Source organism: Rhizobium mongolense USDA 1844 (assembly GCF_000419765.1).
GTDB lineage: Bacteria > Pseudomonadota > Alphaproteobacteria > Rhizobiales > Rhizobiaceae > Rhizobium > Rhizobium mongolense.
The window spans coordinates 344,505-359,589 of record NZ_ATTQ01000006.1; the positions used below are offsets into that span (position 1 = coordinate 344,505).

Genomic DNA, 15,085 nt, shown 5'->3' on the forward strand with positions numbered 1-15,085 from the left:
TTACGTCAGGTCAGCAATCACCTTCTCCGCAACCGTCAGTCGAGAGAAATACTATAATTTTCGATCACCGTGTTTGCGAGGAGTTTTTCGCACATAGCCTTGAGGTCGGCTTCGGCCTTGGCCTTGTCGGCGCTTTCGAGCTCGAGGTCGAAGACCTTGCCCTGGCGGACATGGCCGATGCCTGTGAAGCCGAGGCCGCTCAGCGCGCCTTCGATTGCCTTGCCCTGCGGATCGAGAACGCCGTTTTTCAGCGTGACGGTTACACGAGCCTTGATCACTTCTTCTTCCCTGTCTTTGACCAGAACGTCTTACTTGACCAAAACCGGGCCGGTGCCGCGCACAGGCTCGTTTTCGTTGATGATGCCGAGGCGGCGCGCAACTTCGGAATAGGCTTCAAGAAGCCCGCCCATATCGCGGCGGAAGCGGTCCTTGTCCATCTTCTCGTGGGTTTCGATGTCCCAGAGGCGGCAAGAATCGGGCGAAATCTCGTCGGCAAGGATGATGCGCATCATGTCGCCTTCGAACAGCCGGCCGCATTCGATCTTGAAATCGACAAGCTGGATGCCGACGCCAAGGAAGAGGCCGGTCATGAAGTCGTTGACGCGGATGGCGAGCGCCATGATGTCGTCGAGCTCGGCAGGGTTTGCCCAGCCGAAGGCGGTGATGTGTTCTTCCGAGACCATCGGATCATCGAGAGCATCGGATTTGTAGTAGAATTCGATGATCGAGCGCGGCAGAACCACGCCTTCCTCAATGCCGAGGCGCTTGGCCAGCGAACCGGCAGCGACGTTGCGCACAACGATCTCGAGGGGGATCATCTCCACCTCCCGGATCAGCTGCTCGCGCATGTTGAGCCGGCGGATGAAGTGCGTCGGGATGCCGATCTTGTTCAGATGGCTGAAGATGTATTCCGAAATGCGGTTGTTCAGAACGCCCTTGCCATCGATGACTTCGTGCTTCTTCTTATTGAAGGCTGTGGCGTCATCCTTGAAGAACTGGATCAAAGTCCCCGGTTCCGGTCCCTCATATAGAATCTTGGCCTTGCCCTCGTAGATACGGCGGCGACGGTTCATTTTAGTTGTTCTCTGTCGTTGGCGCTCTTGGGATAGCGCGAGTGGATGGATCTCGTGGCGTCCCCATAAAGGAAAAGAGAGAGTTTCACAATGCGCCTGTCACTCCTTCCCCGGATTCCAGATATGTAGGAACGCGGCGCAAGAGAATCGAAGATTTTCTGGAGATAAGCTTACAGTTTTTTGTGATGCAGTGGAATCAAAGCCGCCAGCACAGCCGCTTATGCAGGCTTTATTTGCTGCGGTTGCTTTTGATCTGCTGGCGAAGAACGCCCTGAAGGGCGTGGGCACCGCCGTCGTGCCGCCGCCAGCCCGCATTGCGTACAAAAGCCGGAACCTGCATGGCCGGCATCGGCCGCGCCAGCGCATAGCCTTGCAGCATGTCGCAGCCGAGATCGCTAAGGATGCGGACATGATCCATGCTTTCGACGCCCTCTGCCGTGACGAGGATGTTCAGCGAACGGCCGATATCGATGATGGAACGGACAAGCTTTCTCTGCTCAGCCGACTGCGGCAGCATGCGGATCAGCTCCCGGTCGATCTTCAGCGTGCGCGGACTGAGCTTGAGCAGGCTGACGATCGAGGCGTGACCGGTACCAAAGTCGTCGATCTCGATATCGATCCCGAGCTTGCGGAATTGCCTGAGATTGGTCAGGACTGCATCATCGCAATCGTCAAGCGATATGGATTCCAGGAGCTCGAAGGAGAGGATCCCCGGCTCGATCTTCTGCACCCGCAACTTCTTGGCGAGGCCCGGATCGGCCAAGCGCCTAGAGGAGACATTCACCGAAAGCTTCGGTGTGACGAAACCGTCTCTCGCCCAGGCGGCGCGATCGGCCAGGCCTTTTTCGAGGATCAGGCCGTCGATCGCTGAGACGACGTCAAGATCTTCGGCAATCGTCAGGAAGTGGCCTGGTGTCAGCAATCCGTGCTCCGGATGCCGCCAGCGTGCCAGCGTCTCCACGCCGGCAACCTCCAGGGTCTGGGCATGAAACTGCAATTGATAGAAGGGGATGAATTCGTTGCGCTCCAGTCCCAGCAGCATTTCGTCCGACAGGCGCTTCGCCGCGATGATGGTGCGGCGGGCGTCCTTCGTGAAGAATTCATGGCGGTTGCGGCCTGCGCCCTTGGCGCGGTAAAGGGCGATATCGGCGTTGAGCAACAACTGCTTTGCATCGAGATCCTTGCCGCTTTCCGCGGCAATGCCGATGCTGGCGCCGAAGCGACAGTCATGGCCTTCGTAGCGGACCGGCTTGCTGAGTTCGCGGATGATGCGGGCTGCCATATTGGAAAGCTTCTTCGGAGCGCTGTCGATCGTGCAAAGTACGACGAACTCGTCGCCGCCGATGCGCGCAACGAAATCGCTCGTGCGCACGCTCTCCTTCAGCACCCTGGCCACATGTTTCAACATGGCGTCGCCGGCGCGATGACCGAGCGTGTCGTTGATCTGCTTGAAACGATCGAGATCGATATGCAGGATCGCGAGCGTCAAGCCATTCTCGCGGCATCCGGCGGAACGCTCGTCAAGCATGCGGTCGAGATAGCGGCGGTTGGGTAGTTCCGTGAGGTAATCGTGAAGCGCCAGATGCTCGATGCTTTCCCTGGCGGCTTCGAGTTCCTGATTGCGGGCTTCTGCAAGATCCTTTGCCTTCTGCAGATCGTTGCGAAGACTGACCTCTTCGGTGACATCCCAATTTGCGCCGATGAGCTTGCGCTTGCCGTCGGCATCCAGGAAGAAAGCCGAGCGGGAGCGAATGACGCGTTCGGCGCCATCGCCGCGCATGACACGGAACTCCTGCAGCAGGCCGCGGTCTTTTTCGAGACTTGCTTCCAGGTTCTTCAGCGTGCGCTCGCGGTCGTCCGGGTGCAGCGCCTGTTCCCATGCCTCGCTCAGCTTCAGGCGCGGCGTGCCTTCAAGCCCGTACATCGCCAGCAAGCGGTCGTCCCACTCGACAGTTCCGGCGTTGAGATCGGCTTCGAAAACGCCTATGCGCGAGATTTCGAGAGCGAGATCCAGCCTACGTGACAGGTGCTCGAGCATCTCCTCGGATCGCTTGCGGGCCGTGATGTCCGTATCCGTGCCGACGATGCGGGCAGGGGCGCCGTTTTCGTCCCATTCCACGCAGGCGCCGCGGCATTCGATCCAGACCCAGTGGCCGTCCTTGTGGCGCTCCCGATATTCGAAGACGTGATAATCCGGGTCGCCTGCGATTTGCTTCTCAATGGCCCGGATGACGAAATCGCGGTCATCGGGATGAAGAAGCTTGAGCCATTCCTCGTAGTCTCCGTCGGCTTCCTCGTGCGGAGCCATGCCGCGGATTTCTTTCCAAGTATCGGAGTAGTATTTGGTGCCGGTTAGGTTATTGTGGTCCCACACGCCGAGGCCAGAGCCGACGAGCGCATAGTTCCAACGGCTCTCGCGCTCCGCAAGATCGGAGGTATCCGGTGCCTGCTTCATCGCAAACTTGTTGTCAGTATTGATCGCGCCGACCTGTTTTCGCTGCTTCACTGCGCACTCGCCCAATTCGCGTGCAGGCAGTTTGAAGTCATTGAATAAAATAACTGTTAAGCGGTGCCTGAAAGACGTGGAAAACTTTCGGTTTTCCAGAGCCTAAGGCTTCAGGCGGCTCAAGAACTGCGCGAAGACCATCGTTCCCTCGGGCCAGGGGCCGTGACCTGACTCCGCGTTGATATGGCCCGATTCACCAGCGTCGATCAGAAGCGAGCCCCAGCTTGCGGCAACGTCATCGGCATGCTCGTAGCTGCCGAATGGATCGTTGCGGCTTGCCACTGTGATCGCAGGGAACGGCAGCGGATCGCGCGGGTAGGGACCGAAGGTCATGAGATGCTTCGGGCGGATCTTCGGGTTGGCGACATCGGGCGGTGCCACGAAGAATGCGCCGGCCACCTTCTTCTTGAAATGCGGGATCGCATGGATCGCCGAGGGTATTCCGAGCGAGTGGGCAACAAGGACGACTGGGCGGGACGAGGCGTTCACCTCCTCGGCGATGCGGGCGACCCAATCTTCGCGGACCGGCTTTGACCATTCCGCCTGTTCGACGCGCCGCGCGGTGCTGAGCTTGGCTTCCCAGCGGGTCTGCCAGTGGTCGGGGCCGGAATTCGTGTAGCCAGGGATGATGAGAATATCGACGTCAGATGCTTTCATGATCCCGCCGATGTGAGAAAGCTTGGCCGCTCTGTCAAGGGAAAGCGCGACAAGGGCGGTGAAATTCGTTATGATCGCGCCATTGCCGGTTGCGGTTTCTCGTGTCGGCTGCGTCAATGCCGATGCATTTCCGCCGCCGGCCGATCGGCTTACGGAGGAGAAAGCCATGTCGGCATTTCATGTTATGACAGGATCAGGCGAACGCTACGCACGTCTCGCTATTAACAAGATCAGCACCGCTGACGTCTTCGACGCGTTACGTCGCGGGCTGGACGATTTTCGCGAAAAGCCTTCCCATTACGTCTTCTTATGCCTCATGTATCCGATCGCCGGCATTTTCCTTGCCCTTGCATCATCGGACGCAAACCTTCTGCCGATGATCTTTCCGCTGATGTCCGGGTTTGCGCTGATCGGGCCGATTGCCGCCATCGGGCTCTACGAAATCAGCCGGCGCCGCGAGGCGGGTCTCGATACGTCGTGGACGCACGCGCTCGAAGTCAGGCAATCGCCGGCCTTGCCGTCGATCATCGTCGGCGGGCTGCTGCTGTTCGGCTTCTTCATCGTCTGGCTCGTCGCAGCGCAGACGCTCTACACGAACCTGTTTGGCGATGTTTTCCCGCGGTCGATCGAAGTGTTCACCTCGCAGATTTTCGGTACGCCCGAAGGCATGCAACTAATTATCTGGGGCAATCTGCTGGGGCTGGTCTTCGCCATCGTGGTTCTGGCGACGACCGTGGTCACGTTCCCCTTGCTTCTCGATCGCGATGTAGGGCTGGTGGCTGCTATGGCGGCTTCGATCCGCGCAACTGTCGTCAATCCGGTACCGGTCATGCTGTGGGGCCTGATCATTGCTGCGGCGCTGGTCATCGGCACGATCCCGCTATTTGTCGGGCTAGCACTGGTGATGCCTATCCTCGGCCACGCGACATGGCATCTCTATAGAAAACTGGTCACGCCTGCATAAGGCACGATGCAGTCTGTGCGCTAAGCGAGCGGAACCTGCAACCTCCTTCAAAGTTAATCTGAAGATGTCTTTGAAGGAGGCTTCCATGCCAGCATCGCGGCACGTCTTTACCCGCTTTGCCACCAACGTGTCGGAATGGGCGGGCAAGCCGGCCATCTTCGTTCTCGCGGTGGCGGTCGTCATTGTTTGGGCAGTGTTGGGTCCGTTCTTCGATTATTCGGAAACATGGCAGCTGATCATCAACACAGGCACGACGATCGTGACCTTCCTCATGGTTTTCGTGCTGCAGAACGCGCAGATGCGCGACACGCGTGCCATCCAGGCCAAGCTCGATGAACTCATCCTGACCAGCCATGCCGAGAACCGCTTCATCGGTATCGAAAACCTCGACGAGGAGGATTTGAAACATCTAGACCGGCTGGTGGCGAAAGCCGCCAGAGGGAAAGGCGGGACGGAGGCGATCAATGCATCGCAGGCGGAGGAAGGACGCCGCAAAAGATCGCAGGGAAGCAAACGCGCTGCACCATCGAAACCGCGCAAGCAGAAATGACAACGGCGCCGTAGCTCCGGCGCCGTTTTCGAATGCATCCGAGGGTCAGCCGAAAACGCGCTTGAAGATCGTGTCGACGTGTTTGGTGTGGTAGCCGAGGTCGAACTTCTCTCGGATATCATCTTCCGAAAGTGCCGCACGGACTTCCTGGTCGGCGAGCAGTTCTTCGAGGAAGTCCTTGCCCTGTTCCCAGACCTTCATCGCGTTGCGCTGCACGAGGCGATAGGCGTCCTCGCGCGAAACGCCTGCCTGGGTGAGGGCCAGGAGAACACGCTGCGAATGGACAAGGCCGCGGAACTTGTTGAGGTTCTTTTCCATGTTCTCGGGATAGACCACGAGCTTTTCGATGACGCCGGCCAGACGGTTCAAGGCAAAATCCAGCGTAATCGTCGTATCCGGTCCGATGGCGCGCTCGACGCTCGAGTGGCTGATATCGCGCTCGTGCCACAGCGCCACGTTTTCCAGTGCCGGAACGACCGACATGCGCACCAAGCGGGAAAGGCCGGTGAGGTTTTCGGTCAACACCGGGTTACGCTTGTGCGGCATAGCAGACGAGCCCTTCTGGCCCGGCGAGAAGAATTCCTCGGCCTCCAGAACCTCGGTGCGCTGCATGTGGCGGATCTCGATCGCGATGTTCTCAATCGACGAAGCGATGACGCCGAGTGTGGCGAAGAACATCGCATGGCGGTCGCGCGGAATGACCTGGGTCGAGACCGGCTCAGGCGTGAGGCCGAGCTTGGCGCAGACATGTTCTTCGACGCGCGGGTCGATATTGGCGAAAGTGCCGACAGCGCCGGAGATCGCACCGGTGGCAATCTCGGCGCGTGCGGCGACGAGGCGGGCGTGGTTGCGGCCCATCTCGGCATAAAAGCGGGCGAGGGTGAGCCCCATGGTGGTCGGCTCGGCGTGGATGCCGTGGCTGCGGCCGATGCGGACCGTGTCCTTGTGCTCGAAGGCGCGCGTCTTGAGCGCTGCGAGTACGCGGTCCATATCGGCGAGCAGAATGTCGGCGGCGCGCACCAGCTGGATGTTGAACGTTGTGTCGAGCACGTCGGACGAGGTCATGCCCTGGTGCACGAAACGGCTGTCCGGTCCGACGAATTCGGCAAGATGCGTCAGGAAGGCGATGACGTCATGCTTTGTGACGGCTTCGATCTCGTCGATCCTGGCGACGTCGAACTCTGCTGCGCCTCCTTTTTCCCAGATCGTCCTTGCTGCTTCCTTTGGAATGACGCCGAGTTCGGCCAGCGCGTCGCATGCATGTGCTTCGATCTCGAACCAGATGCGGAACTTGGTTTCGGGCGACCAGATGGCGACCATCTCTGGGCGGGAGTAACGCGGGATCATGGCTCACTGCTTTCGTTGCGAGGAAGACTTTCTGGCGCCCCTGTAGCAAAGACGCGCGGTAATCTCAACGCATGCGTTTTGCAAGCGCGTAGCTGGTTACAAGCAGGCAGACGAGGCCGAACGGCAGGAAGAGCCTCAGACCGAGGACCAGGAACTGATAGACGGCGTTCGCGCCGGTGAAGATGAACTGGTAGGTCCATAGGAGGCTGCCGAACGGCGCATGCCAGCGCGAATAGAAAATGCGGTAGTCCATGGAAAAGAGAAATGCCGTCATCAACATCGTGCCCGCCGTCAGGCAGACGAAGAAGGCGGCAAAGCGCGTTTCGATCCGGCGCCGGTAGGCGAAGAAGCGGCCGATTGGCAGCATGAAGGGCCAGGAGAAAAGGCCGCCGGCGAAATAGAGAAGCGCCAGTTCGGCCGCGTGTTCCGTCTCGAAGCGGTTGCGCATGTAAAGCGCCGACATCGCCGAGGCCATCATCATGAGGCCCCACAGCGCGGCGCCGCCAAACAGCTCGAAACAAGGTGGTCTGGCAGCGCGTATCCGGTCCATCGTCAGCGATACGCCAATGTCATGAGCGCCCGGCTCCTGCAGCGCTTCGCAGGTCGCTGATGGCGGTGCGGTAGGCTTCGACGGAGGCGCCCTTGAAGATCGCCGAACCGGCGACGAGCACATTGCCACCCGCCTTGCCGACGATCGGCGCCGTCTCAACCGTGACGCCGCCGTCGACCTCAAGCTCGATCGGCCTGTCACCGATCAGGGATTTCGCGGCCGCAATCTTCCCGGCCATCGCGGGAATGAATTTCTGGCCGCCGAAGCCGGGGTTCACCGACATGATGAGGATGAGGTCGACGTCGTCGAGAACGTTCTCGATCGCCGACAGCGGCGTTGCCGGATTGACCGTCACTCCGACCTTCTTACCGAGATTGCGGATCGTCTGCAGCGAGCGGTGAAGATGCGGTCCTGCCTCAGCATGAACCGTGATGCGGTCGCAGCCGGCCTTGGCGAAGGCTTCCAGGTAAGGATCGGCCGGCGAGATCATCAGGTGGCAATCGAAGGTCGCATCACTATAGGAGCGCAACGACTTGATGACGTCGGCGCCGAAGGAAATGTTCGGCACGAAATGGCCGTCCATGACGTCCAGATGGATCCAGTCTGCGCCTGCCGCCGTCACATCGCGCACTTCCTGTCCGAGCTTGGCGAAGTCCGCAGCCAGAATGGAGGGGGCAATCCGGATCGGCAGGGTCATGGCACTCTTCTCTCACCTTGGGGAACTCGCGGCGGTTTAGCAGGGCTCAATCGAACGGGCAACCGCATCATCGCTGCACTCGTGAACTCTGCGTAAACGGCATTCTCGTCTCGGGTTAATCGCCAGGCGCGGCAGGCGTGGCGAAGGTGCCGCGGCGCCATTCCAGCAGCTGGTAAGGGTTCTCCGAAAGCTCATGGCCAGCCGTGAACGTCAGATCGCCGATCGGCGTAGAGAACCTCGTGCCGACGAGTTTTTCCGCCACCGTCTTTCCTTCTGCCGTGGCGGCCGTTGCCGCCTGCTGCGCGAGGGCCGCTGCTGCGGCTGCCGGCAGGACATAGCCTTCAGGCTCGATGCCTTGCGCGCGCAATGCCGTCGCTGCGGCTTGTGCGGGCCGCAAAGTGTCGAATTCCGGCATGGTGACCGCACGCACGCCGTCCGGAAGCGGCAGCGGCTGGTTTGCCGCGCGCATTGCATCTCCGCCCAAAATAGCGAGCGGAATCTTCTCCGCTGCGGCATCTCGGGCGATGACTGCGACGTCGGCGCGGTCGCCGCCGATGAAAACCTTGGTGGCGCCGGCCTTCTTCAGGCGGCGGACGAGGGCGATCTGCTGGTCCTGACCCGGCCTATAGGTGTCCGTAAAGACGGGCTTCAGCCCTTTTTCCTCAAGCGCATTCCGGATGGCCTCGGTCAGTTCGCGGCCGTGGATGGTGCCGTCCTCGATGAGGGCGATCGGCGCTGCCTCCCAGTTGTTGAGGATCGCTTCGATGATGCGTGCGGCTTCGGCGCCATCGGCCGGCGCCAGACGAAACAGCGGCCAGCCGTTCTTCAATGCGTCTTCCATCAGGATGCGTGCGCGCACCGACACGGTGATCGCCGGAATGTTCGCATCCTTGAGCTTCGGCAGTGCACTTTCCAGGGTTTCGCTGCACAGAAAGCCGATTGCGACTTGCACCTTGGCGTTCACCAGCGCATCGGCAATCGCCGCACCACTGTTTTCCTCGCAGGGCTCATCGATTGTGACGACGGTATTTCCATCCTTGGTGATCTGATAGTTCGCTCCGGCGAAAACCTGCGCGCCAAGCTGCTGCAGGTTGCCGCCCTGGGGAGCGACGACGCCGATCGTAACGCCCGCGGCATGGCTTTCGGCTGCTGCAAGAAACAGCATCGAAAAAGCCGCTATGCCACGCAGAATATTCATGAAAATCGCCGTTTCCCTGTCGCCCTTCATGCCCTTTTAGCTGCCCGGCGGCAATCGTCAAAGAAAAACAGGCGGAATGCGCCGCATTTCGTCGGCTTCATTGTAGAAAAGGTAACCGATGGCATCCATATTAGCGGCACAAGAGTAGGCGGCGCGGCCGCAGGAGACCGCATTTGTTGAACAGGCAGCCGATCGATCCCAAGCTTTATCGCGATGCCATGAGCCGTTTCGGGGGTCATGTGCAGCTCGTGACGACGGTGCTTGGCGAGACACGCCGCGGGGTGACGATCACCGCAGCCTGTTCGGTCTCCGACGATCCGGCCTGCGTGCTCGTCTGCCTCAACAACAGCAATCCGAAGAACGACATCTTCTTCCAGAGCGGCATTTTCGCGCTGAACACGCTCGGCGCGCACCATCAGGCGTTGGCGGACGCATTTTCCGGACGCACGCCGATGAGCAACGACGAGCGGTTTGCGACCGGCAAATTCGACAAGCTGGTCACCGGTGCGCCCGTGCTCTGGGACTCGCTTGCCTCCTTCGATTGCAGGGTGATGGAGATCAAGGAGATGTCGACTCACCACATCATTTTCGGCGAGGTCGTGGCCGTGCGTTTCAACGAAACAAAACCGGCGCTGCTCTATATGAACCGGGACTACCACACGCTATAACTCCCTAAAAAGGGAGGAGATATGCCCGATCATCCGCTGCCGCCCGCGTCTATCGACGAGACGATCGCCATGCTGGCAAGAGAGGATTATCTCGCAGGCCGGTCGCTGGCGACGGTGCTCTTTCTCGCCTTGAAGATGAAGCGGCCGCTGTTTCTCGAAGGAGAGGCCGGCGTCGGGAAGACCGAGATCGCGAAGGTGCTGTCGAAGGCGCTCGACCGGCCGCTGATCCGGCTGCAATGCTACGAAGGCCTCGATATCGCATCCGCCGTCTACGAGTGGAATTATCCGGCGCAGATGCTGGAGATCCGGCTTGCCGAGGCCTCTGGATTGACCGATCGCAACCGTATCGAATCCGATATCTTTTCCGAGCGCTACCTTATCCGCCGCCCTGTGTTGCAGGCGCTTTCGTCTGCGGAAGGCCGTGCGCCGGTCTTCCTGATCGATGAGCTCGACCGTACCGACGAGGCCTTCGAAGCCTTCCTGCTGGAAGTGCTCTCGGATTTCCAGGTGACGATCCCCGAGCTCGGGACCATCAAGGCCGGCGAGCCGCCGATCGTCATCATCACGACCAATCGGACGCGCGAAGTGCACGATGCGTTGAAGCGCCGCTGTCTCTACCACTGGGTCGATTATCCGGAGGCCGCGCAGGAACTGGAGATCATCCGCCGGAAGGTGCCCGGCTGCAACGAGGCTCTCTCCCAGCAGATTATCGCCTATGTACAGAAGCTGCGCACGCTCGATCTCTTCAAGAATCCCGGCGTGGCAGAGACGATCGACTGGGCGACGGCGCTGACCGAACTCGACCGTCTGGCGCTCGATCCGGAAACCATTTCCGACACGATCGGCACGCTCTTGAAATACCAGGACGACATTGCGCGCATTCAGGGCGGCGAAGGCGCTCGTGTCCTGACCGAGGTCAAGGACGAGCTGAGGGCAGCGGGTTAGAGATGAAAACGCAACCGGCGCAGGATGGGGTCGTCGTTCCGCCGCTGCCGCCGGCCGAGGGGCGCTTTGCCGACAATATCGTCTTCTTCGCCAGGGCGCTCCGTAACGCCGGGCTCAAGATCGGTCCGGGATCCATTGCCGATGCTATCGGAGCCGTCGAGGCGATCGGCATGGGTTCGCGCGAGGAATTCCACGCGGCGCTCTTTTCGGTCTTCGTCAAACGGCACGAGGACAAGCCTGTCTTCGACGAAGCCTTCCGGCTTTTCTGGCGCTCCCGCGATCTCGTGGAGAAGATGATTGCGATGATGTTGCCGCAGGCGCCGGACAACCGTGAAAGGGAAAAGGCGAAGGCGGGTGAAACGCGCGCCAGCGATGCGCTTCTCGGTGATCGGCGCGACAATCGACCCCCTCGCGATGAGCCGGATATCGAAATCGACGCGCGGTTCACCACCTCCGGGAACGAAGTCTTTCGCCGGATGGATTTCGCGCAAATGTCGGCGGCGGAAATTGCCTTGGCGAGAAAAGAACTGACCCGGCTGCAACTGCCGCTCGACAGCGTTCCAACTCGGCGTTTCAGGCAATCGCATGTTCACCGGCAGGTCGATCCGCGCGCGACCATGCGCTCGGCGCTGCGCACCGGCGGGTCGCTGATCCTGCCGCGTTATCGCGAACAGAAAGAGATCCAGCCGCCTTTGGTGGTGCTTGCGGATATTTCGGGCTCGATGAGCCAGTACACCCGTATCTTCCTGCATTTCCTGCACGTGCTGACGGAGAGCCGGCGCCGCGTCCATACGTTCCTTTTCGGAACGCGGCTCACCAATGTCACCAGGCAGATGCGCCACAAGGATCCGGACGAGGCACTGAACGAATGTGCCGCCGCGGTGAAGGACTGGTCGGGAGGCACCCGTATCGGCGAAACGGTGAGGGAATTCAACCGGCTGTGGGGACGCCGCGTCCTCGGGCAGGGCGCGTTGGTGCTGCTGATCACCGACGGGCTGGAGCGGGAAGGCGTCGAATTGCTGGCCGAAGAAATGGACCGGCTGCACCGATCCTGCCGGCGGCTGATCTGGCTGAACCCGCTTCTGCGCTTCGAGGGCTTCGAGCCGCGGGCTCGCGGCGTTCGCGCCATGCTGCCGCATGTTGACGAATTCCGTCCGGTTCACAATCTATCGTCCTTGAGCGACCTTGCTGCGGCGCTCGGCGCGGGCAGATCGCCGGCGCACGATCCGCGGCGCTATCTCGACAGAATGAGAGGTTTTGTATGAGCGAGACGTCTTTCGGCCTCGATCCGCTGATGACGGCGGAGGACTGGATGAAAAGCGGCCGCAGTGTGGCGATCGCGACCGTCATCGAAACCTGGGGCTCGGCGCCCCGTCCTGCCGGCAGCCATCTGGTGATCGACGGTGACGGCAATTTCGAGGGCTCGGTCTCCGGCGGTTGCGTGGAAGGTGCGGTGATCGCGGAGGCGATGGATGTCATCGGCGACGGCAAGCCGAAGATGCTGGAGTTCGGGGTTGCCGACGAGACCGCCTGGCGCGTCGGACTATCCTGCGGCGGGCGCATCCGCGTCTTTGTCGAAAGGCTTGCCTGATGGACGCCGCCAATCTGGAGCGGCTGAACGCCGCCCGTCGGGCACGCAAGGCCGTGATACTGGTCACCAACTTGGAGCATGGAACGGATCGCGTGATCGTCGAAGGCGGGCCGGTCGATAGCGCACTGAGCGATACCGTCGCTGCGGCATTCCGCTCCGGCAAGTCCGGCATCTGCGACATCGACGGCGGCAGGTACTTTCTGAACGTGCACCTGCCGCCAGCCCATATCGTCATCATCGGCGCGGTCCACATCAGCCAGGTCCTGGCGCAGATGGCGGCGCTTGCCGGCTTCGACGTCCGTATCATCGATCCGCGAACCGCCTTTGCAACGCCGGAGCGTTTCGCCGGCATAGATCTCACCGCCGACTGGCCCGTCGATGTGATGAAGGACCGACCGCTCGATGCCTATACGGCTGTCGTCGCGGTCACGCATGATCCGAAGATCGATGATTTCCCGATCGCCGAGGCGCTTCGAACGGGCTGTTTCTATGTCGGTGCGCTCGGCAGCCGCAAGACCCACGGTTCACGTCTCGGCCGGCTGAAGAAGGAGGGTTTTTCCGACGGCGAACTGGCGAGAATCAATGGCCCGATCGGGCTTGATATCGGCGCCTCCAGTCCGGCGGAGATTGCCGTTGCGATCCTTGCGCAGATCATCCAAGCCTTGCGCTCGCGCGACGTCGCGTCTCCGAAAGGTGACAAGGCATGATCTTTGGCGAATTCGATGTCGGCGGTGCGGAAGGGCTCGTCCTCGCCCATTCCGTCAAGATGCCGGATGGGTCTCTGCCCAAAGGGCATGTGGTTGACGCTGCAGACGTCGAGCGGCTGAAGGGCTCGGGCATCGAGAAGATCGTCGCGGCGCGCCTGGAGGACGGCGATCTCGGCGAGGACGAAGCGGCGGCACGGCTGAGCGAGGCAATCGCGCCCGATCATCTCCGCTTTTCGGAGGCTGCGACCGGCCGCGTCAACATCTATGCTGCCGCGGACGGGCTTTTCGTGGCTGACAGGGAGGCCGTCGATCGGCTGAACCGCATCGATCCGGCGATCACGCTCGCCTGTCTTGCCGATCATACACATGTCAGCGCCGGCGATATGGTGGCGACCTTCAAGATCATTCCCCTGGCGGTTCCGGGCGCGAAGATAAATGCCGCCCGTGCGGAGCTTCGCGCGACTGGACCATTTCAGGTGAAGCCGTTTGCCGATCATGCCGTCTCGCTGATTGCCACGGAACTGCCTTCGCTGAAAGTGTCGGTGATGGACAAGACGGCGCGCATCCTTGAGCGGCGGTTGGCTGCTTGCGGCAATCGTCTGCTGCGGGAGCGGCGCGTGCCGCATGAGACCAAGGCTCTTGCCGCTTCGATCCAGGATATTATGACGATTCCGGAGAAGGCACCGAAGCTCGTCATCGTCTTCGGTGCCTCGGCGGTCATCGATGCGGCGGATGTCATTCCGCAGGCAATACGCGAGGCGGGCGGGCGTATCTTGAGTGTAGGCATGCCCGTCGATCCGGGAAATCTGATGGTCCTCGGCAGCATCGGTGAGACTTATGTCGTCGGCGCGCCTGGTTGCGCCCGCAGTCCGAAGGAAAACGGTTTTGACTGGGTTCTCGACCGCATTCTGGCCGGTGAAGAGCCAGGCGCGCATGAGGTGACCGGAATGGGTGTCGGAGGCCTGCTGATGGAGATACAATCGCGGCCGCAGCCACGCGATGTGCCTGCCAGGAAACGTGCCGACGCTTCCGTTGCGATCGTCCTGCTTGCCGCCGGCAGGGCGCGCCGCATGGGCGAGGGCGGACAGCACAAGCTGCTGGCGGAATTCGATGGCATGCCGCTGGTGCGCCGCTCGGCATCCATTGCTGTTGCCAGCAGGGCTTTATCGGTTTCGGCCGTAACGGGGCATCGCCGTGCTGAGATTGAAGCAGCCCTTGAAGGCTTGAGCGTGCAGCCGGTCTTCAACGCCGATTATGCTTCCGGCATGGCAAGCTCTCTCGCGGCCGGCTTCGCACATGCCCATGCGAACGGCGCCGATGGCGTCCTTGTCATGCTTGCTGATATGCCGGGGGTCTCGACGGCGGACCTCGATCATTTGATCAGCGCATTCGAGCAGACTGAGGGCCGGGCGATCGTTCGGGCGGTCTCCGGAGGCAAACGCGGAAATCCGGTCATTCTGCCGCGATCATTGTATCATGCAGTGCTTTCACTCGAAGGCGATGTCGGCGCGCGCCACATCGTCGAGACGGCGCGGCTGCCGGTCGTCGATGTCGATATCGGCGAGAGTGCGCATCTTGACGTGGATACGCCGGAGGCGATCGCCGCCGCAGGCGGCATATTGAAGGGATAGC

The 15,085-nt window shown here is 61.0% G+C and carries 16 protein-coding genes; 8 read left to right on the plus strand and 8 right to left on the minus strand.

The annotated features are described in order from the left end of the window. Positions 1-35: 35 nt before the first annotated feature. The 4 genes from purS to A3C3_RS0114160 all read right to left on the minus strand — a co-directional run bounded on the left by purS (position 36) and on the right by A3C3_RS0114160 (position 4,236). Complete coding sequence (purS, locus tag A3C3_RS0114145; RefSeq protein ID WP_022715263.1) at positions 36-278, minus strand: phosphoribosylformylglycinamidine synthase subunit PurS; 243 nt, start codon at positions 276-278, stop codon at positions 36-38. 30 nt (positions 279-308) lie between these two features. Then, on the minus strand, positions 309-1,073 hold the full coding sequence (gene purC, locus A3C3_RS0114150) for a phosphoribosylaminoimidazolesuccinocarboxamide synthase (RefSeq protein WP_022715264.1): 765 nt from the start codon (positions 1,071-1,073) through the stop codon (positions 309-311). Positions 1,074-1,302: 229 nt separating this feature from the next. Continuing rightward, a complete protein-coding gene (locus A3C3_RS38380) occupies positions 1,303-3,528 on the minus strand; it encodes a putative bifunctional diguanylate cyclase/phosphodiesterase (RefSeq protein ID WP_084796961.1) in 2,226 nt (741 codons plus the stop codon). Between the two features lie 153 nt (positions 3,529-3,681). Further along, a complete protein-coding gene (locus A3C3_RS0114160; protein ID WP_028739645.1) occupies positions 3,682-4,236 on the minus strand; it encodes an RBBP9/YdeN family alpha/beta hydrolase in 555 nt (184 codons plus the stop codon). 166 nt (positions 4,237-4,402) lie between these two features. Here A3C3_RS0114160 and A3C3_RS0114165 point away from each other — a divergent pair, with 166 nt between their 5' ends. Together A3C3_RS0114165 and A3C3_RS0114170 are read left to right on the plus strand one after the other, a co-directional pair. Continuing rightward, a complete protein-coding gene (locus tag A3C3_RS0114165) occupies positions 4,403-5,200 on the plus strand; it encodes a DUF2189 domain-containing protein (RefSeq protein WP_022715267.1) in 798 nt (265 codons plus the stop codon). 85 nt (positions 5,201-5,285) lie between these two features. Then, complete coding sequence (locus tag A3C3_RS0114170) at positions 5,286-5,750, plus strand: low affinity iron permease family protein (RefSeq protein ID WP_028739646.1); 465 nt, start codon at positions 5,286-5,288, stop codon at positions 5,748-5,750. Between the two features lie 45 nt (positions 5,751-5,795). Here the strand turns inward: A3C3_RS0114170 and purB are convergent, their stop codons facing one another. The 4 genes from purB to A3C3_RS0114190 all read right to left on the minus strand — a co-directional run bounded on the left by purB (position 5,796) and on the right by A3C3_RS0114190 (position 9,542). Next, entirely contained in the window at positions 5,796-7,097 is a 1,302-nt protein-coding gene (gene purB, locus A3C3_RS0114175; protein WP_022715269.1) for an adenylosuccinate lyase, read from the minus strand. Positions 7,098-7,161: 64 nt separating this feature from the next. Then, a complete protein-coding gene (locus A3C3_RS0114180; RefSeq protein ID WP_022715270.1) occupies positions 7,162-7,647 on the minus strand; it encodes a hypothetical protein in 486 nt (161 codons plus the stop codon). 19 nt (positions 7,648-7,666) lie between these two features. Next, positions 7,667-8,344 carry a ribulose-phosphate 3-epimerase gene (gene rpe, locus A3C3_RS0114185; RefSeq protein WP_022715271.1) on the minus strand — a complete coding sequence of 226 codons (678 nt, stop codon included), beginning with the start codon at positions 8,342-8,344 and terminating at the stop codon, positions 7,667-7,669. Between the two features lie 115 nt (positions 8,345-8,459). Continuing rightward, entirely contained in the window at positions 8,460-9,542 is a 1,083-nt protein-coding gene (locus A3C3_RS0114190; protein WP_028739647.1) for an ABC transporter substrate-binding protein, read from the minus strand. 173 nt (positions 9,543-9,715) lie between these two features. Here A3C3_RS0114190 and A3C3_RS0114195 point away from each other — a divergent pair, with 173 nt between their 5' ends. Genes A3C3_RS0114195 through A3C3_RS0114220 form a run of 6 tightly spaced genes read left to right on the plus strand, consistent with a single transcriptional unit; the run spans position 9,716 to position 15,084 of the window. After that, positions 9,716-10,210, plus strand: coding sequence for a flavin reductase (locus A3C3_RS0114195; RefSeq protein ID WP_022715273.1), 495 nt, complete (start codon positions 9,716-9,718; stop codon positions 10,208-10,210). A gap of 21 nt (positions 10,211-10,231) precedes the next feature. Continuing rightward, positions 10,232-11,155, plus strand: a complete 924-nt coding sequence (locus tag A3C3_RS0114200) for an AAA family ATPase (RefSeq protein ID WP_022715274.1) — start codon at positions 10,232-10,234, stop codon at positions 11,153-11,155. Between the two features lie 2 nt (positions 11,156-11,157). Beyond that, a complete protein-coding gene (locus A3C3_RS0114205) occupies positions 11,158-12,420 on the plus strand; it encodes a vWA domain-containing protein (protein WP_022715275.1) in 1,263 nt (420 codons plus the stop codon). Then, positions 12,417-12,746 (plus strand): XdhC family protein, encoded by a 330-nt coding sequence (locus A3C3_RS0114210; protein ID WP_022715276.1) that lies wholly within the window; start codon positions 12,417-12,419, stop codon positions 12,744-12,746. The genes A3C3_RS0114205 and A3C3_RS0114210 overlap by 4 nt, the downstream gene beginning before the upstream one ends. After that, positions 12,746-13,453: an XdhC family protein gene (locus A3C3_RS0114215; RefSeq protein WP_022715277.1), complete on the plus strand. Its 708-nt coding sequence runs from the start codon at positions 12,746-12,748 to the stop codon at positions 13,451-13,453. Before A3C3_RS0114210 ends, A3C3_RS0114215 begins: the two co-directional genes overlap by 1 nt. Beyond that, positions 13,450-15,084 carry an NTP transferase domain-containing protein gene (locus tag A3C3_RS0114220; RefSeq protein ID WP_022715278.1) on the plus strand — a complete coding sequence of 545 codons (1,635 nt, stop codon included), beginning with the start codon at positions 13,450-13,452 and terminating at the stop codon, positions 15,082-15,084. Before A3C3_RS0114215 ends, A3C3_RS0114220 begins: the two co-directional genes overlap by 4 nt. The last annotated feature ends 1 nt before the right edge of the window (position 15,085 follow it).